General features: G+C 71.8%; 22 protein-coding genes. 15 read left to right on the top strand and 7 right to left on the bottom strand.

Annotation, left to right across the window (positions count from 1 at the left end; genetic code table 11):
* Positions 1-60 precede the first annotated feature (60 nt).
* The 3 genes from xseA (at position 61) to ACIRB7_RS00925 (ending at position 2,455) form a co-directional block, all read left to right on the top strand.
* Complete coding sequence (xseA, locus tag ACIRB7_RS00915) at positions 61-1,278, top strand: exodeoxyribonuclease VII large subunit (RefSeq protein ID WP_403590476.1); 1,218 nt, start codon at positions 61-63, stop codon at positions 1,276-1,278.
* Positions 1,279-1,337: 59 nt separating this feature from the next.
* Positions 1,338-1,595, top strand: coding sequence for an exodeoxyribonuclease VII small subunit (locus tag ACIRB7_RS00920; protein WP_403590478.1), 258 nt, complete (start codon positions 1,338-1,340; stop codon positions 1,593-1,595).
* 269 nt (positions 1,596-1,864) lie between these two features.
* Positions 1,865-2,455, top strand: a complete 591-nt coding sequence (locus tag ACIRB7_RS00925) for a malonic semialdehyde reductase (protein ID WP_403590481.1) — start codon at positions 1,865-1,867, stop codon at positions 2,453-2,455.
* A 95-nt stretch (positions 2,456-2,550) separates the two neighbouring features.
* Here the strand turns inward: ACIRB7_RS00925 and ACIRB7_RS00930 are convergent, their stop codons facing one another.
* Positions 2,551-3,075: a DUF4245 domain-containing protein gene (locus ACIRB7_RS00930; protein WP_403590483.1), complete on the bottom strand. Its 525-nt coding sequence runs from the start codon at positions 3,073-3,075 to the stop codon at positions 2,551-2,553.
* Between the two features lie 125 nt (positions 3,076-3,200).
* Here ACIRB7_RS00930 and glpX point away from each other — a divergent pair, with 125 nt between their 5' ends.
* Positions 3,201-4,235 carry a class II fructose-bisphosphatase gene (gene glpX, locus ACIRB7_RS00935; protein WP_351217226.1) on the top strand — a complete coding sequence of 345 codons (1,035 nt, stop codon included), beginning with the start codon at positions 3,201-3,203 and terminating at the stop codon, positions 4,233-4,235.
* 154 nt (positions 4,236-4,389) lie between these two features.
* Here the strand turns inward: glpX and ACIRB7_RS00940 are convergent, their stop codons facing one another.
* Both ACIRB7_RS00940 and ACIRB7_RS00945 read right to left on the bottom strand, forming a co-directional pair.
* Positions 4,390-4,761 carry a WhiB family transcriptional regulator gene (locus tag ACIRB7_RS00940; protein ID WP_056551586.1) on the bottom strand — a complete coding sequence of 124 codons (372 nt, stop codon included), beginning with the start codon at positions 4,759-4,761 and terminating at the stop codon, positions 4,390-4,392.
* A 146-nt stretch (positions 4,762-4,907) separates the two neighbouring features.
* Positions 4,908-5,654 carry a DUF1707 domain-containing protein gene (locus tag ACIRB7_RS00945; RefSeq protein ID WP_403590488.1) on the bottom strand — a complete coding sequence of 249 codons (747 nt, stop codon included), beginning with the start codon at positions 5,652-5,654 and terminating at the stop codon, positions 4,908-4,910.
* A 362-nt stretch (positions 5,655-6,016) separates the two neighbouring features.
* Between ACIRB7_RS00945 and ACIRB7_RS00950 the strand changes: the two genes are divergently transcribed.
* From ACIRB7_RS00950 to ACIRB7_RS00960, 3 genes are all read left to right on the top strand, one after another.
* Positions 6,017-7,687, top strand: coding sequence for a fumarate hydratase (locus ACIRB7_RS00950; RefSeq protein WP_403590491.1), 1,671 nt, complete (start codon positions 6,017-6,019; stop codon positions 7,685-7,687).
* 191 nt (positions 7,688-7,878) lie between these two features.
* Positions 7,879-8,556, top strand: coding sequence for an HAD family acid phosphatase (locus ACIRB7_RS00955; protein WP_403590494.1), 678 nt, complete (start codon positions 7,879-7,881; stop codon positions 8,554-8,556).
* A 76-nt stretch (positions 8,557-8,632) separates the two neighbouring features.
* The gene (locus ACIRB7_RS00960; protein ID WP_403590497.1) at positions 8,633-9,472 is read left to right on the top strand and encodes an arylamine N-acetyltransferase; all 840 of its coding nucleotides are present in this window, start codon (positions 8,633-8,635) and stop codon (positions 9,470-9,472) included.
* Positions 9,473-9,488: 16 nt separating this feature from the next.
* On the opposite strand, the gene ACIRB7_RS00965 is transcribed toward ACIRB7_RS00960, so the two are convergent.
* Positions 9,489-10,007: a hypothetical protein gene (locus ACIRB7_RS00965; protein ID WP_403590500.1), complete on the bottom strand. Its 519-nt coding sequence runs from the start codon at positions 10,005-10,007 to the stop codon at positions 9,489-9,491.
* Positions 10,008-10,129: 122 nt separating this feature from the next.
* Between ACIRB7_RS00965 and ACIRB7_RS00970 the strand changes: the two genes are divergently transcribed.
* Entirely contained in the window at positions 10,130-10,831 is a 702-nt protein-coding gene (locus ACIRB7_RS00970; protein ID WP_403590503.1) for a lipoprotein, read from the top strand.
* 125 nt (positions 10,832-10,956) lie between these two features.
* On the opposite strand, the gene ACIRB7_RS00975 is transcribed toward ACIRB7_RS00970, so the two are convergent.
* On the bottom strand, positions 10,957-12,486 hold the full coding sequence (locus tag ACIRB7_RS00975; protein ID WP_403590506.1) for a ricin-type beta-trefoil lectin domain protein: 1,530 nt from the start codon (positions 12,484-12,486) through the stop codon (positions 10,957-10,959).
* Positions 12,487-12,591: 105 nt separating this feature from the next.
* On the opposite strand from ACIRB7_RS00975, the gene ACIRB7_RS00980 reads away from it, so the two are divergent.
* From ACIRB7_RS00980 to ACIRB7_RS00990, 3 genes are all read left to right on the top strand, one after another.
* Positions 12,592-14,010 carry a class II fumarate hydratase gene (locus ACIRB7_RS00980; protein ID WP_403590509.1) on the top strand — a complete coding sequence of 473 codons (1,419 nt, stop codon included), beginning with the start codon at positions 12,592-12,594 and terminating at the stop codon, positions 14,008-14,010.
* 130 nt (positions 14,011-14,140) lie between these two features.
* Positions 14,141-14,806 carry a DUF402 domain-containing protein gene (locus ACIRB7_RS00985; protein ID WP_403590512.1) on the top strand — a complete coding sequence of 222 codons (666 nt, stop codon included), beginning with the start codon at positions 14,141-14,143 and terminating at the stop codon, positions 14,804-14,806.
* Between the two features lie 332 nt (positions 14,807-15,138).
* Entirely contained in the window at positions 15,139-17,139 is a 2,001-nt protein-coding gene (locus ACIRB7_RS00990; protein ID WP_403590514.1) for a SpoIIE family protein phosphatase, read from the top strand.
* A gap of 65 nt (positions 17,140-17,204) precedes the next feature.
* On the opposite strand, the gene ACIRB7_RS00995 is transcribed toward ACIRB7_RS00990, so the two are convergent.
* Entirely contained in the window at positions 17,205-19,421 is a 2,217-nt protein-coding gene (locus ACIRB7_RS00995) for a transglycosylase domain-containing protein (protein WP_403590517.1), read from the bottom strand.
* Between the two features lie 261 nt (positions 19,422-19,682).
* Between ACIRB7_RS00995 and ACIRB7_RS01000 the strand changes: the two genes are divergently transcribed.
* Genes ACIRB7_RS01000 through ACIRB7_RS01010 form a run of 3 tightly spaced genes read left to right on the top strand, consistent with a single transcriptional unit; the run spans position 19,683 to position 23,256 of the window.
* On the top strand, positions 19,683-20,207 hold the full coding sequence (locus ACIRB7_RS01000) for a PadR family transcriptional regulator (RefSeq protein WP_403590520.1): 525 nt from the start codon (positions 19,683-19,685) through the stop codon (positions 20,205-20,207).
* Positions 20,204-20,887 (top strand): ABC transporter ATP-binding protein, encoded by a 684-nt coding sequence (locus ACIRB7_RS01005; protein ID WP_403590523.1) that lies wholly within the window; start codon positions 20,204-20,206, stop codon positions 20,885-20,887. The genes ACIRB7_RS01000 and ACIRB7_RS01005 overlap by 4 nt, the downstream gene beginning before the upstream one ends.
* On the top strand, positions 20,884-23,256 hold the full coding sequence (locus ACIRB7_RS01010; RefSeq protein WP_403590526.1) for an FtsX-like permease family protein: 2,373 nt from the start codon (positions 20,884-20,886) through the stop codon (positions 23,254-23,256). The genes ACIRB7_RS01005 and ACIRB7_RS01010 overlap by 4 nt, the downstream gene beginning before the upstream one ends.
* Positions 23,257-23,422: 166 nt before the next feature.
* Here ACIRB7_RS01010 and ACIRB7_RS01015 read toward each other — a convergent pair whose 3' ends face one another.
* Entirely contained in the window at positions 23,423-24,421 is a 999-nt protein-coding gene (locus ACIRB7_RS01015; RefSeq protein WP_403590529.1) for a hydrogen peroxide-inducible genes activator, read from the bottom strand.
* Between the two features lie 133 nt (positions 24,422-24,554).
* Here ACIRB7_RS01015 and ACIRB7_RS01020 point away from each other — a divergent pair, with 133 nt between their 5' ends.
* Positions 24,555-25,109, top strand: coding sequence for a peroxiredoxin (locus ACIRB7_RS01020; RefSeq protein WP_351217258.1), 555 nt, complete (start codon positions 24,555-24,557; stop codon positions 25,107-25,109).
* The last annotated feature ends 1 nt before the right edge of the window (position 25,110 follow it).

The raw sequence follows: 25,110 nt of genomic DNA on the forward strand, positions 1-25,110 counted from the left end.
CGGCGCGTCACCGCGCCGTGCGGTCCTGACGTTGTCGTACCGCGCCGTTACGCTCGGTCCATGGGTCTGAACACGTCCGCCGAAGCACCGCTTCCCGTCGGTGAGGTCTCCCGGCTGATCGGGGGGTGGATCGACCGGCTCGGGGCGATCTGGGTCGAGGGGCAGATCACGCAGCTCTCGCGGCGCCCCGGCGCCGGGGTCGTCTTCCTGACGTTGCGGGATCCCTCGTACGACATCTCCATCGGCGTCACCTGCTACCGCCAGGTCTTCGACGCCGTCGCGGACATCGTGTCGGAGGGCGCCCGGGTCGTCGTGCACGCGAAGCCCGAGTGGTACGCGCCGCGCGGGCAGCTGTCGCTGCGGGCGGTGGAGATCAAGCCGGTCGGGATCGGCGAGCTGCTCGCCCGCCTGGAGCAGCTGAAGCGGAGCCTGGCGGCCGAGGGGCTGTTCGCGCTCGACCGGAAGAAGCCGCTGCCGTTCCTGCCGCACCGGATCGGGCTCGTCTGCGGCCGTGCGTCGGCGGCGGAGCGGGACGTCCTGGAGAACGCGCGGCGCCGCTGGCCCGCCGTCGCCTTCGAGGTGCGGAACGTGGCGGTGCAGGGCGTGAAGGCGGTCCCGCAGGTCGTCCAGGCGGTCAAGGAGCTCGACGCGCACGAGGACGTGGACGTGATCATCGTCGCCCGCGGCGGCGGCAGCGTGGAGGACCTGCTGCCGTTCTCGGACGAGCAGCTCGTCCGGGCCGTGGCCGAGTGCCGTACGCCGGTGGTCTCGGCGATCGGGCACGAACCGGACGCGCCCCTCCTCGACCTGGTGGCCGACCTGCGCGCCTCGACGCCGACGGACGCGGCCAAGAAGGTCGTGCCGGACGTCGGCGAGGAGCTGGAGCGGGTGCGCGGGCTGCGGGACCGGGCGCTGCGGACGGTCCGGGGGCTCCTCGACCGGGAGGAGCGCGGCCTCGCGCACGCGCTCGCGCGGCCCGTCATGGAGCACCCGCAGCGCATGGTCGAGGTCCGCGAGGACGAGGTGGCGGCGCTGCTCGCCCGGAGCCGGCGGGTCCTCGGGCACCTCCTGGACCGGGCGGACTCCGAGCTGTCGCACACGCGGGCGCGGGTCAGGGCGCTGTCGCCCGCCGCGACGCTGGAGCGGGGGTACGCGGTGCTCCAGCGGGCGGACGGCTCGGTGGTCCGCTCGCCGGAGGAGGCCGCGGAGGGCGAGGAGCTGCGGGCGCGGGTCGCGGAGGGCGAGTTCGCGGTGCGTCGCGTGGCCGACCCGGCCTGAGCGAACATCCAGAGAGCATGCAGGGCAGAGAGAACCGGACACGGAGGGTGGAGCGGCACATGGCAGCGGGAGCGGGTACGGATGCGGGGACGGGTGCGGACGAGGCGGCGCTCGGGTACGAGGAGGCGCGGGACGAGCTGATCGAGGTCGTGCGGCGCCTCGAGGCGGGCGGGACGTCCCTCGAGGACTCGCTCGCGCTCTGGGAGCGCGGCGAGGAGCTGGCGAAGGTCTGCCGGCGCCGCCTCGAAGGGGCCAGGGCCCGGCTGGACGCCTCGCTCGCGGCGGAGCGGGCGGCCGAGGCGGAGGGGGAGGCCTAGGCGGGGGAGGCCCGGTGGGGGCCTGGGTGAAGGCCTAGGCGGAGGGGCCCCGGCGAGGACCCGGCGGGGACAATGCAACCGGCTTAGGCGTGGAGACAGTGCAGCCGGCGTAAGGCCCGGTCGAGACAGGAGCTGACGTAGACTCCGAGTGAAGCGGATCACTATCCGGATGGATAGTTGAAGTTTCATCAATCATCGGCGTACTGTCGAGGACATCGCTTGAACCCCGTACGAGCGACTCCCCTTTTGCAGTCCGGAAGGTACGCAGCATGTCTCTCGCCCTTGACCCCGCCGCCCAGGACCTCCTCTTCCGCGAGGCCCGCACCGCCAACACGTTCGCCGACGAGCCGGTGACCGACGAGCAGGTCCAGGCGATCTACGACCTGGTGAAGTACGGCCCGACCGCCTTCAACCAGACCCCGCTGCGCATCACCCTGGTCCGCTCCCCCGAGGCCCGCGAGCGCCTGGTCAAGCACATGGCCGAGGGCAACCGGCCCAAGACCGCCACGGCCCCGCTCGTCGCGATCCTCTCCGCCGACAACGAGTTCCACGAGGAGCTCCCGGCCCTGCTCCCGCACTTCCCGCAGGCCAAGGACATGTTCTTCTCCGAGCGCCCGGCCCGCGAGCAGTCCGCCGTCCTGAACGCCGCCCTCCAGGCCGCGTACTTCATCGTGGGCGTCCGCGCCGCCGGCCTGGCCGCGGGCCCGATGACCGGCCTGGACTTCGCCGGCCTCCAGAAGGAGTTCCTGGACGACGACCACACCCCGCTGATGGTCGTCAACATCGGCAAGCCGGGCGAGGACGCCTGGTTCCCGCGCTCCCCGCGCCTGTCCTACGAGGACGTCGTCACCACCGTCTGAGCCGGCACCCGAGACCGGGACTGACGGTACGCAGGAAGGGCCCCGCACTCCATGAGTGCGGGGCCCTTCCCGTACGCCTGCACCGCTACCGGCGCTCAGACCTTCTTCGAGCGGAGCGAGCCCGCCATCTCGGCCAGTTGCTCGAAGGACGCCGTGCCGGTCACCACCGTCGTCGCCCCGCCGTCCACGCGGACGAGGGCGTCGTACTTCGGGCCCTCCCAGCGCTGCCAGACCTGGCCCGCCACCGTCTGCGTCTTCCCGGTGTTCTTCGCCCGGTGGGTGACGTCCGGCACGAAGGTGCCCGCCGCCGCCGTCGACTGGTGGATCGCCACGTACTGCGTGTCCGGGGAGAGGAAGCCGAGCTGCCAGGCGTCGGCGTTGTCCCGCTTGTACGAGACGACCGTCGCCTTCCACCCCTCTCCGAGGCCCTCGGGGGCCAGCACCGGATACGGCGCCGCCCGCTGAGCCGTCAGGAGCTCGACCCGGTAGTCCTTCGCCTTGACCGGGTCGGCGCTCTCGTCGTGCGGGATGAAGAGATACATCACTCCCGCGGCGACCAAGATCACCCCGAGGGACTGGAACATCCCGCGTACCGTCTGCCTGCCTCGCATACCTGCCACGCCCCCATGGTCGCATCACGGTCGCGTGCTCATACGTGGGCCCCTCTGCTCATTTTGTCGACGTACCGATAGAGTCGCAGCACCCTCCCTTAACCGGCCGTCGCCGTACAGAAAGGTGCGTTCCGATGACCGAGCAGCAGAATCTGCCGCCCGAGCTCGTGGTCTCCCCCGAGGCCCCCGACCGCAACCTCGCCCTCGAGCTGGTCCGCGTCACCGAGGCCGCCGCCATGGCCGCCGGCCGCTGGGTCGGCCGCGGGGACAAGATCGGCGCGGACGGCGCGGCGGTCAACGCCATGCGGACCCTGATCTCCACCGTCTCGATGAACGGCGTGGTCGTCATCGGCGAGGGCGAGAAGGACGAAGCCCCCATGCTCTTCAACGGCGAGCGGGTCGGCGACGGCACCGGCGCCGAGGTCGACATCGCCGTCGACCCGATCGACGGCACCACGCTCAACGCCAAGGGCATGCCGAACGCGATCGCCGTCCTGGCCGCCGCCGACCGCGGCACCATGTTCGACCCGTCCGCGGTCTTCTACATGGACAAGCTGGTCACCGGCCCCGAGGCCGCCGACTTCGTCGACATCAACGCCCCCGTCTCGGTCAACATCCGCCGGGTCGCCAAGGCGAAGAACTCCTCGCCCGAGGACATCACGGTCATGATCCTGGACCGCCCCCGTCACGAGGGCATCGTCAAGGAGATCCGCGAGACCGGGGCCCGGATCAAGTTCATCTCGGACGGCGACGTCGCCGGTTCGATCATGGCCGTCCGCGAGGGCACCGGCGTCGACATGCTCATGGGCGTCGGCGGCACCCCCGAGGGCATCATCTCCGCCTGCGCCATCAAGTGCCTCGGCGGTGTGATCCAGGGCAAGCTGTGGCCGAAGGACGAGGCCGAGCGGCAGAAGGCGCTCGACGCGGGCCACGACCTGGACCGGGTCCTCTCCACGAACGACCTGGTCAGCGGCGACAACGTGTTCTTCGTCGCGACCGGCATCACCGACGGGGAGCTGCTGCGCGGGGTCCGCTACCGCGCCGAGACGGCGACCACGCAGTCGCTCGTCATGCGCTCGAAGTCCGGCACGATCCGCCAGATCGACTCCACGCACCGGCTCTCGAAGCTGCGCGCGTACAGCAAGATCGACTTCGATCGCGCGAACTGACCCGAATCCGGGCGAGCTGAGCCGGGCCGAGTCGAGCTGAGCCAGGCCGAGCTGAGCTGAGCTGGCCTTACGGGTACGAAGAGGGGCGCCCCCATGTGCGGTGGGGGCGCCCCTTCCCGTACGGGACGACGGCGGGGTCCGCTCTCGTCAGCCCTCAGCCCGCCTGGGCGATCCGCTCCGTCGCGGCCGCCTTCCTCAGTTCCACCTCGCGCCGCCGGCGCCGGGCCAGGGCGACGCGGCGCTCCGCCGCGGTCAGCCCGCCCCACACCCCGTACGGCTCGGGCTGGAGCAGCGCGTGCTCCCGGCACTCGACCATCACAGGACAGCGCCCGCAGACCCGCTTCGCCGCCGCCTCACGCGCCAGCCGCGCGGCGGTCGGCTCCTTGGACGGGGCGAAGAACAGCCCGGCCTCGTCCCGGCGGCACACCGCCTCCGCGTGCCAGGGACCGGCCTCGTCCTCCCGGGCAGGGGCGCGCTGAGGGGGCACGGCGGCGACCTGGAGGGGCTGATGCGGCGGTTGCAGCACGGTCTACTCCTGACGACGACTTCGCGAGCGAGCGGCGATGCCCCAGCCTTACCCGCTGTGCGCGCGCCTATGCACCGCGTCCCGCGCCGTTCCGCTCTGCGGACAACCGAGGGCGAATTCCGGTCACCCCGTGAGCCGTTGAGGTGTCAGTGGCCGAGGTGCTTGCGGAGCTTGCCCTGGAGGTCGGTGATCCACTTGCCGCGCTTGGGTCTCGCCTCCACGTTCCCGAAGACCGAGTAGCCGTTGATGACGACGACCGGGGCCTGGGGGTCGACGCCCTCCAGGGTCACGACCTCGAAGTTGCCGAAGATTCCGCTGCCGTTGCCCCGCAGGCTGATGTTCTCCGGGACCCGCACCTCGACGTTGCCGAAGATCGAGGTGGCGTTGATCGTGGTGAGCCGCTGGGCGAAGATCGCCTCGGTCAGGTCGATCTCGATGTTCCCGAAGAGCGCGAAGGCGTTCGTCTTGCGGCCCACCCGCCAACGGCCCTTGCGGGTGGTGCTGGAGAAGATCGCGACGAGGCTGTCGGCCGGACCGTCCTGGTCGTCGGCCCCGTAGGCGTAGGCCGGCTCGGGCTCGTGGCGGGTCGCCGCTCCCGCCGCGGGCAGGTCACGGACGATCGGCTCCAGCTCGCCCACCGTCTTGGCCCGGAGGACGGCGTCGATCCGGTCCGAGTGCTCCTCGGGATCGAGCCGCCCCTCCGCGAGGGCGTCCCTGAGGATGTCCGCGATCCGGTCCCGGTCCGCGTCCGAGGCTCGCAACGAGCCCCGCGGGTCGGCGAAGCCGGTCTCGGCGGGAACGGCCGGCTGCGGCGCCTGGGGCTGCGGCTGCGCCTGCGGCGGCTTTCCGGGCGTGGGTTCGGACGCGGGTTCGGGCTGCTTTTCGAGGTCCACGGAGCCAGCCTAGCGAAACGCGATAGATCGCGACCAGAGGGCGGGGCCGCGAGCTGTGGACAACGCCCCGAACGGACCGGCGAAGAGGCCGGTTCGCGACCACCGCCGACAGACCGGCCGCGCGGGTCCCAGAGGGAACGCGCACCCGCACCGGAAGACCGGCCGCGCGGGTCCCTCGGAAGCGCGCCCCCTCGTGACGCCCCCCGCCGGCGCCACCACCACCCCCACCACGCCACTCCGGCGCGGTCCCGGTCCCAAGTGAGCCTTACCTCACAGGACCGGGGCCCGGCCCGCGTTCTACGCTGGAGGGCGCACTGCCAACGGAGGCGGTGCGCCGTCTTGCCGAGTGAGGAATGGCCCCCATGCCAGAGTTTGCGTACTCCGATCTGCTCCCCCTGGGAGAGGACACCACGCCCTACCGCCTGGTGACCTCCGAAGGTGTCTCCACCTTCGAGGCCGACGGCCGTACGTTCCTCAAGGTCGAGCCGGAGGCGCTGCGCACCCTGGCCGCCGAGGCGATCCACGACATCCAGCACTTCCTGCGCCCGGCCCACCTGGCCCAGCTGCGCCGGATCATCGACGACCCCGAGGCCTCGTCGAACGACAAGTTCGTCGCGCTCGACCTCCTCAAGAACGCGAACATCGCCGCCGCCGGCGTCCTCCCCATGTGCCAGGACACCGGCACCGCGATCGTCATGGGCAAGCGCGGCCAGAACGTCCTGACCTCCGGCCGCGACGAGGAGGCCCTGTCCAAGGGCGTCTACGACGCGTACACCAAGCTCAACCTGCGGTACTCGCAGATGGCCCCGGTCACCATGTGGGAGGAGAAGAACACCGGCTCGAACCTGCCCGCGCAGATCGAGCTGTACGCGACCGACGGCGGCGCGTACAAGTTCCTCTTCATGGCCAAGGGCGGCGGTTCCGCCAACAAGTCCTTCCTCTACCAGGAGACGAAGGCCGTCCTCAACGAGGCGAGCATGATGAAGTTCCTGGAGGAGAAGATCCGCTCGCTCGGCACGGCGGCCTGCCCGCCGTACCACCTGGCGATCGTCGTCGGCGGCACGAGCGCCGAGTTCGCGCTCAAGACCGCGAAGTACGCCTCCGCGCACTACCTGGACGAGCTGCCCACCGAGGGCTCGGCCGAGACCGGTCACGGCTTCCGCGACAAGGAGCTGGAGGAGAAGGTCTTCGAGCTGACGCAGAAGATCGGCATCGGCGCGCAGTTCGGCGGCAAGTACTTCTGCCACGACGTCCGGGTCGTCCGCCTCCCCCGCCACGGCGCCTCGCTGCCCGTCGCGATCGCCGTCTCCTGCTCGGCCGACCGCCAGGCCGTCGCGAAGATCACCGCCGAGGGCGTCTTCCTGGAGCAGCTGGAGACCGACCCTGCGCGCTTCCTGCCGGACACGACCGACGAGCACCTCTCCGAGGCCTCCGACGTCGTGACCATCGACCTGAACCAGCCGATGGACGACATCCTCGCCGAGCTGACCAAGTACCCGGTCAAGACCCGGCTGTCCCTCAACGGCCCGCTGGTCGTGGCGCGCGACATCGCGCACGCCAAGATCAAGGAGCGCCTGGACGCGGGCGAGGAGATGCCGCAGTACCTGAAGGACCACCCGGTCTACTACGCCGGCCCCGCGAAGACCCCCGAGGGGTACGCCTCCGGTTCCTTCGGTCCGACCACGGCCGGCCGGATGGACTCGTACGTGGAGCAGTTCCAGGCGGCCGGCGGCTCGAAGGTCATGCTGGCCAAGGGCAACCGCTCGCAGCAGGTGACGAACGCGTGCGGCAGCCACGGCGGGTTCTACCTCGGCTCGATCGGCGGCCCGGCGGCGCGGCTCGCGCAGGACTGCATCAAGAAGGTCGAGGTCGTCGAGTACGAGGAGCTCGGCATGGAGGCGGTCTGGAAGATCGAGGTCGAGGACTTCCCGGCGTTCATCGTCGTGGACGACAAGGGCAACGACTTCTTCCAGAACCCGGCCCCCGAGCCGACGTTCACGCACATCCCGGTGCGCGGCCCCGGTCTCGGCTGACCCGCCGGGCCCCAGCCTCGTACGCCCCCCGGTCCTCAGGGCCGGGGGGCGCCGTCGTGCCCGAGGGTGGCGTGGGCGTCGATGTTCGCTCAGAAAGTGGCTACCGACCGGTAGCCCTCCCGTCGCCTACTGGCCAGTATGGGTCGCGAGCATGTCAACCACTGAGCCGGTCGACCACTCGGGAGCCCCCCATGCCCTCCACGCCGTCCATGCCTTCCACGCCCTCCACACCCTCCACCCCCCTCCGCAGGCGCGCCGCCGCCGGGACCACGGGCGCACTCGCCCTGACCGCGCTCCTCGTCGTCGGTCCCGCGCCCACCGCCTCCGCCGCCGACCCCGACACCCACCTCACGTCGATCGCCGCCGTCAAGGACGTCGACTACGCGACCTGGCGGCGGGACGTGGCGGCCGTGGTCGCCGAGGCGCGCCCGTACGTCGAGGAGCGCTCCGAGGACGCCGGCCGCGAGAAGCAGGCGATCGTCCTCGACATCGACAACAGCTCCCTGGAGACGGACTTCCACCCGTTCTGGGAGCTGCCGACCCCGGCCATCCCCGAGGTCCGCGACCTGGTCGACGACGCCCACGCGCGCGGGGTGGACGTCTTCTTCGTCACCGCCCGACCGGGGATCCTCCACTCCCTCACGGACTGGAACCTGAAGCAGGCCGGCTACCCGGTCGACGGTCTGTACGTGCGCTCCCTGCCGGACCTGTTCGCCGAGGTCGGCGCGTACAAGACGGCGAAGCGCGCGGAGATCGAGGCCAAGGGCTACACGATCATCGCCAACATCGGGAACAACACCACGGACATCGTCGGCGGCCACGCCGAGCGGGCGTTCAAGCTGCCCGACTACGGCGGCAAGCTCTCGTAGCAACAGCCGTGACGCGCCCCGGCCTTGGCCCTGCCGCCGACTAGACTGATCACCTGTTCGAACACCGAGGGGGATCATGATCGACGTCGACGGGTATCTGGCCGTGCTCGGGGTGGCCCGGCCGGCCGCCCCGACCGCCGAGGCGCTGTGGGCACTGCACCGGGCGCACGTGGAGCGGGTCGCCTACGAGAACCTCGACATCCATCTGGGGCGGCCGACGGGCATCGACGCCGCGGCATCCGTGGCCCGCGTCCTGCGCGGGCGTGGCGGCTACTGCTTCCACCTCAACGGGGCCTTCAGTGAGCTGCTTTCGGCCCTCGGCTACGACATCACCCTGCACCGGGCCGGGGTGCAGGGCACCCCCGCGGACCCCGCGGGCGCGCACGGCGACCATCTCGCGCTCACCGTGCGGCTCGACGGCGAGCGGTGGCTGGTCGACGCCGGGCTCGGCTGCGGGATGTACGAGCCGCTGCCACTGCGCGAAGGCACGTACACCCAGGGACCGTTCACCTACGCGATGGCCCCGTCGGACGCGGTGCCCGGCGGTTGGCGGTTCACCCACGACCCCCGCGGTTCGTTCACGGGCATGGACTTCGCGCCGGAGCCCGTGGAGCTGTCCTCCTTCGCCGCGGAGCACGAACGTCTCTCCACCTCCCCCGACTCCCCCTTCGTCCGGGTCCTCACCGCCCAGCTCCGCGGCGCCAAGGGCATGGACGTGCTGCGCGGCTGTGTGCTGCGCCGGATCGACGCCGGGGGCACGGACGACCGGACCATCGACTCGGCCGACGACTGGTACGACGTGCTGGCCGGCGTGTTCCGGCTCGACCTGACCGACGTCGACGCCGACGCGCGGGCGGAGCTGTGGCGGCGCGTCCACACCGCGCACCAGGAGTGGGAGTCCGCGGGGCGGCGGTGACAGGTGTCCCGTCCCCTCAGGGCCTGACGTGGAAGTCCAGCTTCGAGTAGTCGCCGTCCGGGGTCGAGCGGATGGTGCCGCGCGCGTCCTTGAAGTCGCCGGTGCCGCCGGTGACGGCGATGTCGAAGGCGGCGAGCGTCTCGGCGGCCGGATCGAACGTCACCATGGCCTGCCCCGTCAGCTGCCCTCCGGGGCCGCCGTTCAGGACGAAGGTGCCCACGCACATCATGTCGCTGGGGTTGCCGGCGCGTACGACGGTGCAGCTCACGCCGTCCCGGCCGACCTTCTCGCCGCCCTTGGAACGGTAGAGGTCCTCGGCGAAGGCGAAGGAGTCCCCGACCTTGGGCGCCTGCCCGGTCTCCTCGCCGGCGTCGACGGGGATCTCCTTGGCGTAGACGGTGAACTCGAAACCGTCGGCGGCGGCGGGGACGGCGTCCGGGACGGCGGCGACCGGGACGGCCGCGACGACGGTGAAGGCGCCGGTCGCGACCGCGCAGGCCCCGAGCACGCCGATCCTTCTGAAGCTCCGGAACATGTTCTGCCTCCTGCCTGCTGCGGGGCGCAGAACGCCCCTCTGGGGTCCGCTTCACATTGTCCGGCTCACGGCCCGGGTCCGCCCGTCCGGCGCGGCTGCGGCCCGGAGCTACGCTGACGCGCATGAGACACCCGATACGGACCCTGGCCCCGCTCGCCGCCGCGCTGGTGGCGGGGCTGACGCTGACGGGCTGCGCCGCTGTCGAGCCGATGCCCGAGGTGACGCCGGGCGCACGACCGGGGGCGCCGGCCACCAAGGCACCGGCAGCCACCCAGGCCACGAAGGCCCCGCACGCCACCCGGGCGCCGGCCGTCGCGGCGGCTTCGCGGGTGACCGTCGGCGGTTCCGGCACCGCGTGCGTGCTGCCCGTCTCCTTCACGCTGGCGGAGAATTGGGAGCCGGAGGCCATCAAGAATCCCGAGGATCCGGAGTTCGCGGTGCTCACGCGGCAGGGGCCGGCCTTCATCCGCTGCGAGGTGGACGCCAAGCCGGCCGGGAGCATCGGGTATCTGCGGGTGTGGACGGCGGCCGGGACGGGGCCCGCCCGGGCCGCCCTCGAAAGCTTCGTGAAGGCTGAGAAGGGCGTCTCGAAGGCCGTCTACAAGGAGACCGTGACCGGCGGCGCGCTGCCCGTCACCGAGGTGACGTACACGGTCTACAACGAGCTGATGGAGGAGTCGAAGGAGGAGCGGGCCTTCGCCGTCGCCACCTCGAAGGGGACGGTGATCGTGCACCTCGGCGGGCTCGACCGCGAGGAGCACCGGGAGATGCTCCCGGCGTACGAGCTGGCCCGTACGACACTCAAGGTCCTCGCGACCACCTGAGCGCGCCTCCGACCGCCTGCCGCCGCCGACCGCCTCTGGCCGCCGCCGGGTGTGGCCCCCGTCCGGGGTCGGACGGGGGCCACGGCGTTCCCCGCCGGGCGGGGGTCTTCCCTGCCGAGCGGGGGTTACGCGAACTTCTGGCCGGCCGAGCCGTCGCAGTTCTGCAGCCGGACCTGCTGCTTCGCCGCGCTCAGGGTGAGGCACTGGCCGGTCGCGGCGGCGGGCCGGATCGTGGCGCCGTCACGGACGAACTTCTGGTTGGCGCCGCCGTGGCAGTTCCAGACGATGAGCGCCGTGCCCGCCGGGTACGAGGTGCTGGGCACGTCGAGGCAGCGGTCCTGGGTGAGCCCGGTGTGGACGGTCTGGCGGGCGGAGTCGTACCACCAGAGCTGGTTACGGCCGCCGTGGCAGTCCCAGCCGAAGACCCGGGTGCCGTTGGCGCTCCGGGCGCTGTCCACGTCGAGGCAGTTGGCGGTGGCGCCGTTCTTCAGCGGCTTGTACGCGTCGTCCCAGGCGAGCGGGAAGAGCGTCGGCCTGCCCGTGGAGTTCACGTCGGCGCAACTGGCCTCGCGGACGCCGGAGTCGTAGATCTGGGTGAGGCAGGACGCGAAGGCGGCGTGCCCGCGCGCGTTGGGGTGGAAGGACTGCCGCACCGAGTTCTCGTCGGGGGTCCCGGGCTTGGAGAGGTCGATGTAGAGGCCCCGGGCCCAGGGGTCCTCCATGCAGACCTCGTGGCCGTGGAAGAGCCGCGAGTTGTCGAGGTAGACGGCGCCCGTGGAGGCGGCGGCCGCGCGCATCCCGCGCTCGAAGGCGGGTACGGCGGTGTTACGGCCCCAGACGGTGTCGGAGTCGTAGCCCAGTCCGCCGCAGGCGAGCTTGCCGGGGAAGTCGGGGTTGTCGTTGAAGTCGGGGCCGATGGGGCTGGGGTAGCCCATGAGGACGAGCTTGTAGTCCCCGTCGGCGTATCCGGCGCCGCGCATGACGCTCTTGAGGTCGCGCACGGTCTGCTCGACCTTGGGGACGAGCCCGTCGACACGGGCCTGCCAGCCGGCGGCGTACTTCGGCTCGCAGGGGCCCTGGAGAGTGAGGTACCGCGTGACGCAGTCCGTCATCACGGGCCCGAACTGGAGGTCGTCGTTGGCCCCGGCGACGAGCAGGACCATCTTGATGCGGGTGTTGCGCGCCTTGATGGCGAGGTTGTCGCTCTGGACGAGCTCGTCGGCGTACTGCTTCGAGCCGCCGATCCGGATGTTTCCGGAGTACGCGCCGGAGCAGGACACGTTGAAGGTGAGGTCCGCGGGGATCCCGGTGCGGTGGATGGCGGCGTCGGGCGAGCGGTGGCACCAGTTGGTGGGGCCGTTGGTGGGAGGCTCGTACGTGCCGACGCCCTCGCCGGAGATCTCGCTGTCGCCGAGCGAGATCAGGCCGGTCCTGCGCTGGGCGAGCGGGCGCTCCTCGGGGCTGCCGTAGATCCTGGTCGCCTCGGCGGCCCGGATCGCCTCAAGCTCGGGCGGGAGCGGTACGGCGGCCGTCACCGCCGTCGTACCGGTTCCGGTCACGCCGGCCGGGGTGGCGGCGGTCATCGTGCCGAGCGTGGCGGCGGCCGCGGCGACCACGGCGATGGGCCAGCGGAGTCTGTACCTGGTGCGCGTCATTGCGCCTCCTGGAAGTGGGGTTACCCACGGTTTTTACTGGCCGGTACGCGTGTTGGGAATACATCGAACAAGACAAGTGCTCATCTTTTGCAGGAGGTTGAGAAAATGAACGACGCCGAGGACTACCGGATCGAGCACGACTCCATGGGCGAGGTGCGGGTCCCCGCGCACGCCAAGTGGCGGGCCCAGACCCAGCGGGCGGTGGAGAACTTCCCGGTCTCGGGCCAGCGCCTGGAGCGCGCCCACATCGAGGCCCTGGCCCGGATCAAGGCCGCCGCCGCCCAGGTCAACGCGGACCTCGGGGTGATCGACCGGGACCGCGCGGAGGCCATCGCCTCGGCGGCGGCGGAGGTCGCGGAGGGGCGCTGGGACGAGCACTTCCCGGTGGACGTCTTCCAGACCGGCTCGGGCACCTCGTCCAACATGAACGCCAACGAGGTGATCGCCACCCTCGCCACCGAGCGGCTTTCGGAGGGCGCCGAAGGCCGCGAGCCCCGCGAGGTCCACCCCAACGACCATGTGAACGCCTCGCAGTCCTCCAACGACGTGTTCCCGTCCTCCATCCACATCGCGGCCACCGGCGCCGTCACCCGCGACCTGATCCCCGCCCTCGATCATCTGGCCGCCGCCCTGGAGCGAAAATCGGCCGAATTCGCGACGGTGGTGAAGTCGGGCCGTACGCATCTGATGGACGCCACCCCGGTCACCCTCGGCCAGGAGTTCGGCGGGTACGCGGCCCAGGTCAGGTACGGCGTCGAGCGGCTGCGCGCCGCGCTCCCCCGGCTCGCGGAACTCCCCCTCGGCGGTACGGCGGTGGGCACCGGCATCAACACGCCGGCCGGCTTCTCGGCGGCCGTCATCGCGGAGGTGGCCCGCGCGACCGGCCTGCCGCTGACCGAGGCCCGCGACCACTTCGAGGCGCAGGGCGCGCGTGACGCCCTTGTGGAGACGTCCGGGCAGCTCCGTACCGTCGCCGTCTCGCTCACCAAGATCGCCAACGATCTGCGCTGGATGGCCAGCGGACCCCGCACGGGCCTCGCCGAGATCAACCTCCCCGACCTCCAGCCGGGCTCGTCGATCATGCCGGGCAAGGTCAACCCGGTGATCCCCGAGGCGGTCCTCATGGTCGCCGCGCAGGTGACCGGGAACGACACCACCGTGGCGGTGGCGGGCGCGGCCGGGAACTTCGAGCTCAACGTCATGCTGCCGGTGATGGCCAAGAACCTCCTGGAGTCGGTACGGCTGCTCGCCAACGCCTCCCGGCTGCTCGCCGACCGTACGGTGGACGGGATCACCGCCAACGTCGAGCGGGCGCGCGAGTACGCCGAGTCCTCGCCGTCCGTGGTCACCCCGCTGAACAAGTACATCGGGTACGAGGAGGCCGCCAAGGTCGCGAAGAGGTCCCTCGCCGAGCGGAAGACCATCCGCGAGGCGGTGATCGAGTCGGGGTACGTGGAGCGCGGCGACCTGACGGTCGAGCAGCTGGACGAGGCGCTGGACGTCCTGCGGATGACCCACCCGTAGGCCCGGTTCGGCACGGTTCGGCACCGGCTCGGCACCGGCTCGGCACCGGCTCGGCCCCCGCTCGCGCCGCTGACTCAACCGTGACCTGTACCGCGGCGGCGCTCCCGGGGGCACCCCCTAAGATCTGCGCATGACAGGATCGGGCGGCTCTCAGCACTGGGCGCCGGGGGACCACGTCCTCTGGCGCTACCGCGGCAACGGCACCGGAGAGGTGCACATCTGCCGGCCGGTGACGGTCGTGCAGGACACGCCTGAGCTGCTCGCCGTCTGGATGGCCCCCGGCACGGAGTGCGTCCGCCCCGTGCTCGTCGACGGCACCCCCGTGCACGAGGAGCCGCTCGCCACCCGCTACACCGCCGCGCGCACCACGGAGCGCGCGCGGTGGTTCGGCAGCGGGGTGCTGAAACTGGCGCGGCCCGGCGACCCGTGGTCGGTGTGGCTGTTCTGGGAGCGCGGGTGGCGCTTCCGCAGCTGGTACGTGAACCTGGAGGAGCCGCGGGTCCGGTGGTCCGGCGGCTTCGACTCCGAGGACCACTTCCTCGACATCTCCGTCTATCCCGACCGCAGCTGGCTGTGGCGGGACGAGGACGAGTTCGCGCAGGCCCAGCGGTCCGGCCTGATGAGCCCGGCGCAGGCCGCGCGGGTACGGGAGGCGGGGCAGCGCGCGGTGGACCGGATCACGGCGTGGGGGGCGCCCTTCGCGGACGGCTGGGAGGACTGGCGGCCAGATCCGGCCTGGCGGGTTCCGGAGCTGCCGGCCGACTGGGACCGGACTCCCGCTCACATGGCACCGTGAGACCCTTGTTGCGCCCCCGGGGTTCAAACGTAGGATCGGCCTCCGCACGGCAGAAGCGGAACGAACGGCACGTCAGACCGAACCGACGTCCTGCCAGACCCACCGGACGGCCCGTCAGCGGCCGAGCACAGCACAGGAACTGATCAGAAGTCATCCACGAGGGGGAGAGCAGTGCCGGACGTCTGCCCGGGTGTCACGCCCCCTGCCGTAGCCGCGGTTCGCGCAGCCTCCACATCCGCCGTACACAAGGGGTTTATCCCCGCCGAAGGCGCGGCATCGGCGAGAAGAGCGAGTGCATCGCACCACCGGCCCGGACGGACGGAATCCCACGCGTGACGGAGCATCCCACCTCCCACGAAGGCCGGCAGCCCCTGGCTGCCCGGCCGCAGGAACGCGCGCGCCCTCGCCAGGAGGCGGCGGCCGGCCTGCCCTCCGACGTGCCCGCCCAGGCGGGCGGACCGACGGCCCCGGGCCAGGAGGCGCCGGTGGCACCGGCCGTGCCCGCGCCCGGCGGCGGTCCGGCGACGCCCCCCGCCGCCGGCACACCCGGCACACCCACATCCGGCGGCCCCGGCACTCCCGGTGCCGTCGCCGTCGCCGTGTCCCCTCAGCCCTCGGGCGGACTCCGTGGCGGGGACACCGCCACTCGGCGCGAGGGCGACCGGCTGCGGTTCGTGGGGGCGGCGACCCGGCGCATCGCGCGCGGCATCGACCTGGACGAGATCGTCCTCGGTCTGTGCCGGGCCACCGTGCCGACCTTCTCCGACGAGATCCTGGTCTACCTGCGCGACCCCCTGCCGGTGGGCGACGAACGCCCGGTGGCGCCGTTCGTGCTGCGTCTTCGCCGCACGGACCGGCTGCGCTTAAGCGATCTGGAGGGCGAGGAGCTCGTCCTCGTACCCGACCCGGATCCGACCCCCGCCGCCGAACTCTGCGAGGTGCGGTCCGGCGGGGCGCTCGCCGAGGTACTGCGCGGGGTGCGCCCGGTGTTCGGCGACTCCGCCGCCGCCAGGACCGCGCTGGCCGAGCTGCTCGGTCCCGAGCATCCGCTGCCCGGCGGGCTGCGGGCGGTCCTCGCGCCGCTGCGCGGCCGGCGCCGGGTGATCGGCGCGGCCGTGTTCCTGCGCCGTCCCGAGCGTGCCGGTTTTGAACCCAACGACCTGCTCGTCGCGGCGCAGCTGGCCACGCACACCGCGCTCGGCATCGACAAGGCCGTGCTCTACGGGCGTGAGGCCTACATCGCGGACGAGCTCCAGCGGACGATGCTGCCGGACTCGCTGCCGCAGCCCACCGGCGTCAAGCTCGCCTCGCGCTATCTGCCGGCGGCCGAGACCGCCCGGGTGGGCGGCGACTGGTACGACGCGATCCCGCTGCCCGGCAGCCGGGTCGCCCTGGTCGTGGGCGACGTCATGGGCCACTCCATGACCTCGGCGGCGATCATGGGCCAGCTGCGTACGACCGCGCAGACCCTGGCGGGGCTCGACCTGCCGCCGCAGGAGGTCCTGCACCACCTGGACGAGCAGGCGCAGCGGCTCGGCGAGAACCGGATGGCGACCTGTATGTACGCGGTGTACGACCCGGTCTCGCACCGGATCACCGTCGCCAACGCGGGCCATCCGCCGCCGATACTGCTGCACCTCGGCGGCCGCGCCGAGGTGCTGCGGGTGCCGCCGGGCGCCCCGATCGGGGTGGGCGGGGTGGACTTCGAGGCGGTCGAGCTGGACGCGCCCGCCGGAGCCACGCTGCTGCTCTACACGGACGGTCTGGTGGAGTCCCGGCTGCGGGACGTGTGGACCGGGATCGAGCAGCTGCGGGAGCGTTTGGAGGCGACGGCGCAGCTCACGGGCCCGGACCACTCGCCGCCTCTTGAGGCGCTCTGCGACGACGTCCTCGACATGCTGGGTCCCGGCGACCGGGACGACGACATCGCGCTGCTCGCGGCCCGTTTCGACGGGATCGCGCCGAGCGACGTGGCGTACTGGTTCCTGGAGCCGGAGGACGCGGCCCCGGGGCGGGCCCGGCGGCTCGCCCGGCGGGCGCTCGCCCGCTGGGACCTGGAGGAGCTGACGGACTCGGTGGAGCTGCTCATCAGCGAGGTCGTGACGAACGCCGTGCGGTACGCGGAGCGGCCTGTGACCCTGCGGCTGCTCCGGACGGACGTGCTGCGCTGCGAGGTCGGCGACGACTCGCCGCAGTTGCCCCGGCAGCGGCGGGCGCGTGACACCGACGAGGGCGGGCGCGGTCTGTTCCTGGTGAACCGCCTCGCGCGGCGGTGGGGTGCGACCCGCCTTTCGGGCGGCAAGGTGGTCTGGTTCGAGCTGGCGACCCGCTGACGTTCGCACCCGGACGGCGAAAGAGAAGGCCGGACCCCTGAGGGGGTCCGGCCTTCGTCATGTCGCTACCGGGGCACGCGGCTGGTGGGCCCGTCCTCGGGTTCGGGGCCCGCGTCCGGCGGTTCGATCGACGGCGGCGGCGAGGGTTCGCCGGTCGCGGTCGGCTTGCGGGTGGGCTCGGGCGGCGTGGTGACCGGGTCCCGTGTCGGCTCCGGCGGCGTGGTGGCCGTGGTGGTCGGCGGGCGCGTCGGGTCGGGGGCCCGGCTGGTCGGCGCCTGCGTCGTCGGCTCCTGCGTCGGTGCCTCGGTCGTCCGGGTGGGCTCCGGGTTCGGCTCGGTGGGAGCCCAGCTGTCCGTCTCCAGGTCGAAGGAGGCGTCGGAGCCGCCGCCGAGGGCACTGGTGGTGTAGTCGCCCCAGATCTGGGCCGGCGTACGGCCACCGTTGGCGCGGCCCGGGTTGATGGTGTCGGTGAGGGTGACCTGGTTTCCCTTGGTGTCCTCGCCGAAGAGGCCGACGGCGGTGACGAGTTCGGGGGTGTAGCCCACGAACCAGGCGGAACGGTTGTTCTCGGAGGTGCCGGTCTTGCCGGCGGCCTCGTAGTCACCGGCGGCGCGGAAGCCGGATCCGCTCTGGACGACGCCCTGCATGGCCTTGGTGACGGTGTCGGCGGCCTCGCGGCTGATGACCTGCTCGCCGATCGCGTTCAGGGGCTCGTGCACGCGGTCCTTGTGCGAGGCGGCCTTCACGAGGGTCGGGGTGACCTTCTTGCCGTGGTTGTCGAGGGTTGCGTACACGCCGGCCATGTCCAGGGTCGAGGCGCCCATGGTGCCGAGCGACATGGCGGGGGTCTCACCGAAGTCCGCGCCGTCCTTCATGCCGAGGGCGAGCGCGGTCTTCTTGGTGGCGCCCGCCCCGACGTCGACGATCATCTGGGCGAAGACCGAGTTGATGGAGCTGTTGGTGGCCTTCTGGACGGTGACGGGGCCGTAGTCCTCGTCGTCCTCGTTCTCCGGGGCGAAGGGGATGTCGCTGCCGACGACCTGGCGCCGACTGTCGCCGTCGTAGACCGTGCCGAGGCCGATCTCCCGCCCGTCCTGGGTGTCCGCGCCCGTGTCGAGGGCGGTGGCGAGGACGATCGGCTTGAAGGTGGAGGCGGGCTGGTAATCGCGGCGGGTCGCGTTGGACGTCCAGTGCTGGGTGGCGCCGACGCCGCCGTACATGGCGACGACCGCGCCGGTCTTCGGGTCGACGGAGGTGGCGCCGGCCTGGACGGTGGCGTCCTTCTTGTCGCCCTTGCGGTCGAGCTTGGCCTCGAGCTGCCGGTCGACGGCCTTGACGAGGGCGTTCTGCCGCTTCTCGTCGATGTTGAGGGTGATCGTCCAGCCGCCGGCCTTGATGTCCTCCTCGCTGACGCCCTGGCGCATCAGCTCCTGGTTGGCGGCCTCGACGATGTAGCCGGTCTGGCCCTCCATGCCGGGGGCGGGCCTGGGCTTCTGCGGGACGGGGAACTTCATGGCGGCGCGCTCGTCCGCGGGGAGCCAGCCCTCGCCGACCATGTTGTCGAGGACGTAGTTCCAGCGCTCCTCGACGAGCTTGCGGCCGGTGGCGCTCGCGGAGCTCCAGTCGTACTGGTTGGGCGCCTGGAGCAGCGAGGCGAGGTAGGCGCCCTGGGCGGTGGTGAGCCGGGTGGCGTCGACGCCGTAGTACGAGCGGGCGGCGGCCTGGATGCCGTAGGCGCTGCGTCCGTAGTAGCTCGTGTTCATGTAGCCGGCGAGGATGTCGCTCTTCGCGGTCTCCTGGTCGACCTTGATGGCGATGACCATTTCCTTGAGCTTGCGCGTCGCGGTCTGGTCCTGGCTCAGGTAGAAGTTCTTGACGTACTGCTGGGTGATGGTCGAACCACCCTGCTTGCCCTTGCCGGTGATGGTGGACCAGGCGGCGCGGGTGGTGCCCTTGATGTCGACGCCGTTGTCCTCGTAGAAGGTCTTGTTCTCCGCGGCGACGAACGCCTTCTGGACCTTCTCGGGGATCTTCTCCAGGCCGACGATCTCGCGGTTTATCTCGCCGGTCTGCGCGAGGACCTTGCCGTTCGCGTACCTGTACGTGTTGCTCTGCATCGTCGCCTCGGCGTTGGCGCTCGGCACCGGGACCATCACGTACACGACGTACAGGGCGCCCATGGCGAGCAGGCAGAACACGAAGAACGTGCCCAGGAGCTTCTTCCAGGAGAAGAAGCGGCGCAGACCGCGCTTCTTCGCCTTGCTCGTGTCCGGTCGGCCCATGTGTCGTGTCGCTCCACTCGTCGTGTGTCCCCCGGCGTGCCCCGGTCCGTGTCACGCCCGCGCCGGGTCGGCTCAGCTAGCCAGCTAAACCGACGATGCGGACATAGGACAACCGATCACGCCTTTTACGGACGTGAGAATCAGCACCCATGCCCAGAGGAACCGACGCTCCGGCGCACCGGATGGTTGCGTGAGGCGGCCCTTCCGCTTCACCTCGGGCGCTATACATCGTGCGTATACACACCATGTACAGTGACGGGCATGTCCATCGGTCACACCCTCCTGGGACTCCTGGAGTCCGGCCCGCGCCACGGCTACGACCTCAAGCGCGCCTTCGACGAGAAGTTCGGCCACGACCGGCCGCTGCACTACGGCCAGGTCTACTCGACCATGTCCAGGCTCCTGAAGAACGGCCTCGTCGTCGTCGACGGCATCGAGGCCGGCGGCGGCCCGGAGCGGAAGCGGTACGCCATCACCGAGGCCGGCATCACCGATGTCGCCCAGTGGCTCACCACGCCCGAGAAGCCGGAGCCGTACCTCCAGTCCACCCTCTACACCAAGGTCGTCCTGGCCCTGCTCACCGGCCGCGGCGCCGCCGAGCTCCTCGACACCCAGCGCGCCGAGCACCTGCGCCTCATGCGCGAACTCACCCGGCGCAAGAAGGACGGCGACCTCGCCGACCAGCTCATCTGCGACCACGCCCTCTTCCACCTGGAAGCGGACCTCCGCTGGCTGGAACTGACCGCCGCCCGGCTCGACCGGCTCGCCGAGGAGCTCCACCGATGACCTCCACACCACTCCTGCGGGCCACCGGCCTCGACAAGACCTACGGGCCGACCCCCGCGCTCGCGGGCGCCTCCTTCTCCCTCCGGGCGGGCGAGGTCGTCGCCGTCATGGGCCCCTCCGGCTCCGGCAAGTCGACCCTGCTGCACTGCCTGGCCGGAATCGTGCGCCCCGACGCGGGCACCATCACCTACGACGGCCGCGAACTCACCGCGCTCTCCGACACCGCGCGCAGCTCCCTGCGCCGTACCGACTTCGGATTCGTCTTCCAGTTCGGCCAGCTCGTCCCCGAACTGACCTGCGTGGAGAACGTGGCTCTGCCGCTCCGCCTCAACGGCGAGAAGCGGAAGACCGCCGAGGCCAGGGCCATCGAGTGGCTGGCCCGCCTGGAGGTCGACGACACCGCGCACAAGCGCCCCGGCGAGATATCCGGCGGCCAGGGCCAGCGCGTCGCCGTCGCCCGCGCGCTCGTCACCGCACCGCGCGTGATCTTCGCCGACGAACCGACCGGCGCCCTCGACTCCCTCAACGGCGAGCGGGTCATGCGGATGCTCACCGACGCCTCACGAGACACCGGCGCCGCCGTCGTCCTCGTCACCCACGAGGCCCGGGTCGCCGCGTACTCCGACCGCGAGATCGTCGTACGCGACGGAGCCGTACGGGACGCGGAGTGGGCCGCATGATCCTCCGCACCTGGGCCCGCGACCTGGCGCTCGGCGCCCGGTTCGCGGTCACCGGCGGCCGCTCCGGCGTGCTGCGCACCCTGCTGACCGCGACCGGCGTCGGCTTCGGTGTGGCCCTGCTGCTCCTCGCCGCCGCCCTGCCGAACATGCTCTTCCAGCGGGAGGTACGGGAGTCGGTCCGCGCCGTCGACGGCAGCGAGCAGGTCACCGCGCCCCGGCCGGACAGCTTTCTCCACCTCGGACAGACCACCGTCCACCGGGACGACGTCGTCAGCGGCCTGCTGCTGCGACCCGAGGGGGACGCACCCCCGGTCCCGCCGGGCGCCACGGCGTTCCCCAGGACCGGCGAGATGCTGGTCTCCCCCGCGCTCCGCGAACTGCTCGACTCCCCCGAGGGCGCCCTGCTCAGGGAACGCCTCCCCTACAAGGACGTCGGGACGATCGGCGAGGCCGGACTCATCGGCCCGGCCGAACTGCGGTACGTCGCCCACGTCGACTTCCTCACCACGGAGAACTTCGACGGGCGCGGCACCCGCTACGGCTGGTCCGTGCCCGAGGAACCGATGAACGCGTTCCTGATCCTCCTCGTCGTCGTCGCCTGCGTCGTCCTGCTCCTCCCGGTCCTCGTCTTCGTCGCGACCGCCGTCCGCTTCGGCGGCGAGCAGCGCGACCGGCGGCTCGCGGCGCTCCGGCTCGTCGGCGCGGACACGGCCATGACCCGGCGGATCGCGGCCGGCGAGTCCCTCGCGGGCGCGCTGCTCGGCCTCGTCATGGGCCTCGGCCTGTTCGCGGTGGCCCGGCAGTTCGCCGGCGCCTTCACCATCTGGGACGTCAACGCCTTCCCGTCCGACGTCGTGCCGATGTCCGCGCTCGCCGTCATCGTCCTCGTCACGATCCCGGTCTCCTCCGTCGTGGTGACCCTCTTCGCCCTGCGCGGGGTGTCGATCGAACCGCTCGGAGTCGTCCGGACCTCCACCCCGCGCCGCCGCCGGCTGTGGTGGCGGCTGCTGCTCCTCGTGGCCGGCGCGGCCCTGCTCGTGCCGCAGTTGGGCGAGGTCCAGGTGACCGGGACCAGCATCGACACCGTGGGCGTCGCGACCGGCACCACCCTCGCCCTGGTCGGCCTCACCACCCTTCTGCCGTGGCTCGTCGAAGCCTGCGTGAAGCGGCTCCACGCGGGCCCCGTCGCCTGGCAACTGGCCGTCCGCAGGCTCCAGCTGAGCAGCGGCACCGCGGCCCGCGCGGTCAGCGGCATCGTCGTCGCAGCGACCGGGGCGATCGCCCTCCAGATGCTGTTCCAGGCGATGGAGAACGACTTCACGGCGCTCACGGGCGAGGACTCGTCCCGCGCCCAGCTCGCGATCGGCACCGACGCCAGGACCGCCGACGAGGCCCGCGGGATGATCGAACGGTTCGAGCGGACCGAGGGCGTCGACGCGGTGATCGGCACGGTCGAGTCGCACGTGTGGCGGCCCGGACCCCTCAAGGGCGGCGAGGAGTTCGCCCCCATGGCCTCGATCAAGGTCGGCGACTGCGCCTCGCTCAAGGAGTACGCCGCGCTGCCCTCCTGCGAGGACGGCGACGTCTTCGTCTTCCTCGCGCACGGCGCCCAGGGCAACCCGGACGACAGCCGGGTCACGGCGGCGGCACGCCCCGGCGCCACCGTCGCCCTGCGCGACCCGCATCCGCACCCGCTCGCGCCGAAGCGACCCGAGGGAGCCCCGCTGCCGCAGTGGCGCATCCCCGCCGACGCCCGGATCGTGGACTCCCGCCCCGACCCGACGGGCATGTACCAGTACGGCGTCCTCGCCACACCGTCGGCGATCGACGCCGCCCGGCTCGACGAGCCGGACGCGCTGGCCATGGTGCGGCTCGACCCGGCCGTGCCGGACGCCGCCGAGTACGTACGGAACACGGCGGCGGCCATCGACCGGACGGCCTGGGTCCGCACCCTCAAGGACACCGAGCGGGACGCGGCGTTCTCCAGCGTCCGCACCGGCATCCTGGTCGGCTCCACCCTGACGATGCTCCTGGTGGCGGCCTCGCTCCTGGTCGCGACACTTGAACAGCTCAGGGACCGCAAGCGGCTGCTCTCCTCGCTCGTCGCCTTCGGCACCCGGCGCTCCACCCTGAGCTGGTCGGTGCTGTGGCAGACGGCGGTGCCGATCGCCCTCGGGCTCGTCCTCGCCGTGGCGGGCGGTCTCGGCCTCGGGGTCGTCCTGCTGAAGCTGGGCGGGCAGCGGGTCCAGGACTGGTGGGTCTTCCTGCCCGTCACCGGGATCGGGCTCGCGCTGATCGCGACCGTGACCCTGCTGAGCATGCCGGTCCTGTGGCGACTGATGCGGGCGGACGGCCTGCGCACGGAGTAACCCTCCGGACGGAGGTACGAGGAACGGAGCGCCGGCTCCTGGGACCGGGGGGTCTCAGGAACCGGCGCCCGGGGCCCGCAGGACAGGCGTCCCAGGAACCGGCGCGCAGGACCCGCAGGACAGGCGTCCCAGGAACCGGCGCCCGACCCCCGCAGGGGCGCGCGTCTCAGGAAGCGGCGCCCAGGACCCGTACCGGAAGGCCCCTCATCGCGCCGCGCAGGGCCTCCGCCAGTTCCTCGAACTCGGCGTGCCGGGCCGCGCCCGTCCGCATCGCGAGGGCGACCCGCCGGGCGGGGGCCGGTTCGGCGAAGAGCCCGGTCCACAGGGCGTTGTTACGGGCGGTCTCGACCGTGACGGCGGTGCGCGGCAGCAGGGTCACCCCGAGACCGCCGGCCACCAGCTGGACCAGCGTGGAGAGCCCCGCCGCGGTGGTGGTGACCTCGGCGCCGCCCGTGCGCCCGGCCTCGCGGCAGATGTCGAGGGCCTGGTCGCGCAGACAGTGCCCCTCGTCGAGGAGCAGCAGCCGCAGCTCCTTGAGGGCCTCGCGCGGGATGTCGTCCCGTCCGGCCAGCGGATGCCCCTGGGGGGTGACCAGGACGAAGTCCTCGTCGAACAGGGGGAGTTCGGTGACACCGGGCACTCCGAGCGGCACGGCGAGCAACAGCAGGTCGAGCCGCCCGGCCGCGAGTCCCTCAAGGAGCGAGGAGGTCTGCTCCTCGTGGACCTGGAGGTCGAGGTCCGGGTAGCGCCGGTGGACCAGGCGCAGCACCGTCGGCAGCAGGTACGGGGCGACCGTCGGGATCACACCGAGCCGCAGCACCCCGGTGAACGGCGCCTGCGCGGCCTCCGCCTCCTCCATCAGCTCCGCGACCGCGTCGAGGACCGCCCGCGCGCGGGCCGCGAGCCGCTCCCCGGCGGGCGAGAGCAGCACTTTCCTCGTCGTACGCTCGAGGAGCTGGACACCGAGTGCCTCTTCGAGTGCCGAAACCGCGCCCGAGAGCGCGGGCTGGCTCATGCCGATGGCGGCCGCCGCATCGCGGAAGTGCAGATGCTCGGCGACCGCCGCGAACGCCCTGAGCTGCGCGAGGCTCGGCTGCTTGCCTCGGGTCGGGCCGTGCGGAGGGCTGTACGGGGAGCTGTACGGAGAGCTGTACGGGGACGCCACTGATAACCACCTTCGATCAACACGACCCACTCTAGCTATTTCACTGATCAATGCACTCCGTGCCATGCTGTGATCTCGTCCAACCCCCACGGAAGCCCCCAAAAGGGACCCTTCCTGTTCGCAAGGAGAGCGCGTGCTCACTGTCGGTGACAAGTTCCCCGCCTACGACCTGACCGCCTGCGTGTCGCTGGAGAGCGGCAAGGAGTTCGAGCAGATCGACCACAAGTCCTACGAGGGCAAGTGGCGCGTGGTGTTCTTCTGGCCGAAGGACTTCACCTTCGTCTGCCCCACCGAGATCGCCGCCTTCGGCAAGCTCAACGACGAGTTCGCGGACCGCGACGCCCAGATCCTCGGCGTCTCCGGCGACTCCGAGTTCGTGCACCACGCCTGGCGCAAGGACCACGCCGACCTGCGTGACCTGCCCTTCCCGATGCTGGCCGACTCGAAGCACGAGCTCATGCGCGACTGCGGCGTCGAGGGTGCCGACGGCTTCGCCCAGCGTGCCGTCTTCATCGTGGACCCGAACAACGAGATCCAGTTCACCATGGTGACCGCCGGCTCCGTCGGCCGTAACCCCAAGGAGGTCCTGCGGGTGCTCGACGCCCTGCAGACCGACGAGCTGTGCCCGTGCAACTGGAACAAGGGCGAGGGCACCCTCGACGCCGGCGCCCTCCTGTCGGGCGAGTGAT

It is taken from the genome of Streptomyces sp. NPDC093795 (genome assembly GCF_044764665.1).
GTDB lineage: Bacteria > Actinomycetota > Actinomycetes > Streptomycetales > Streptomycetaceae > Streptomyces.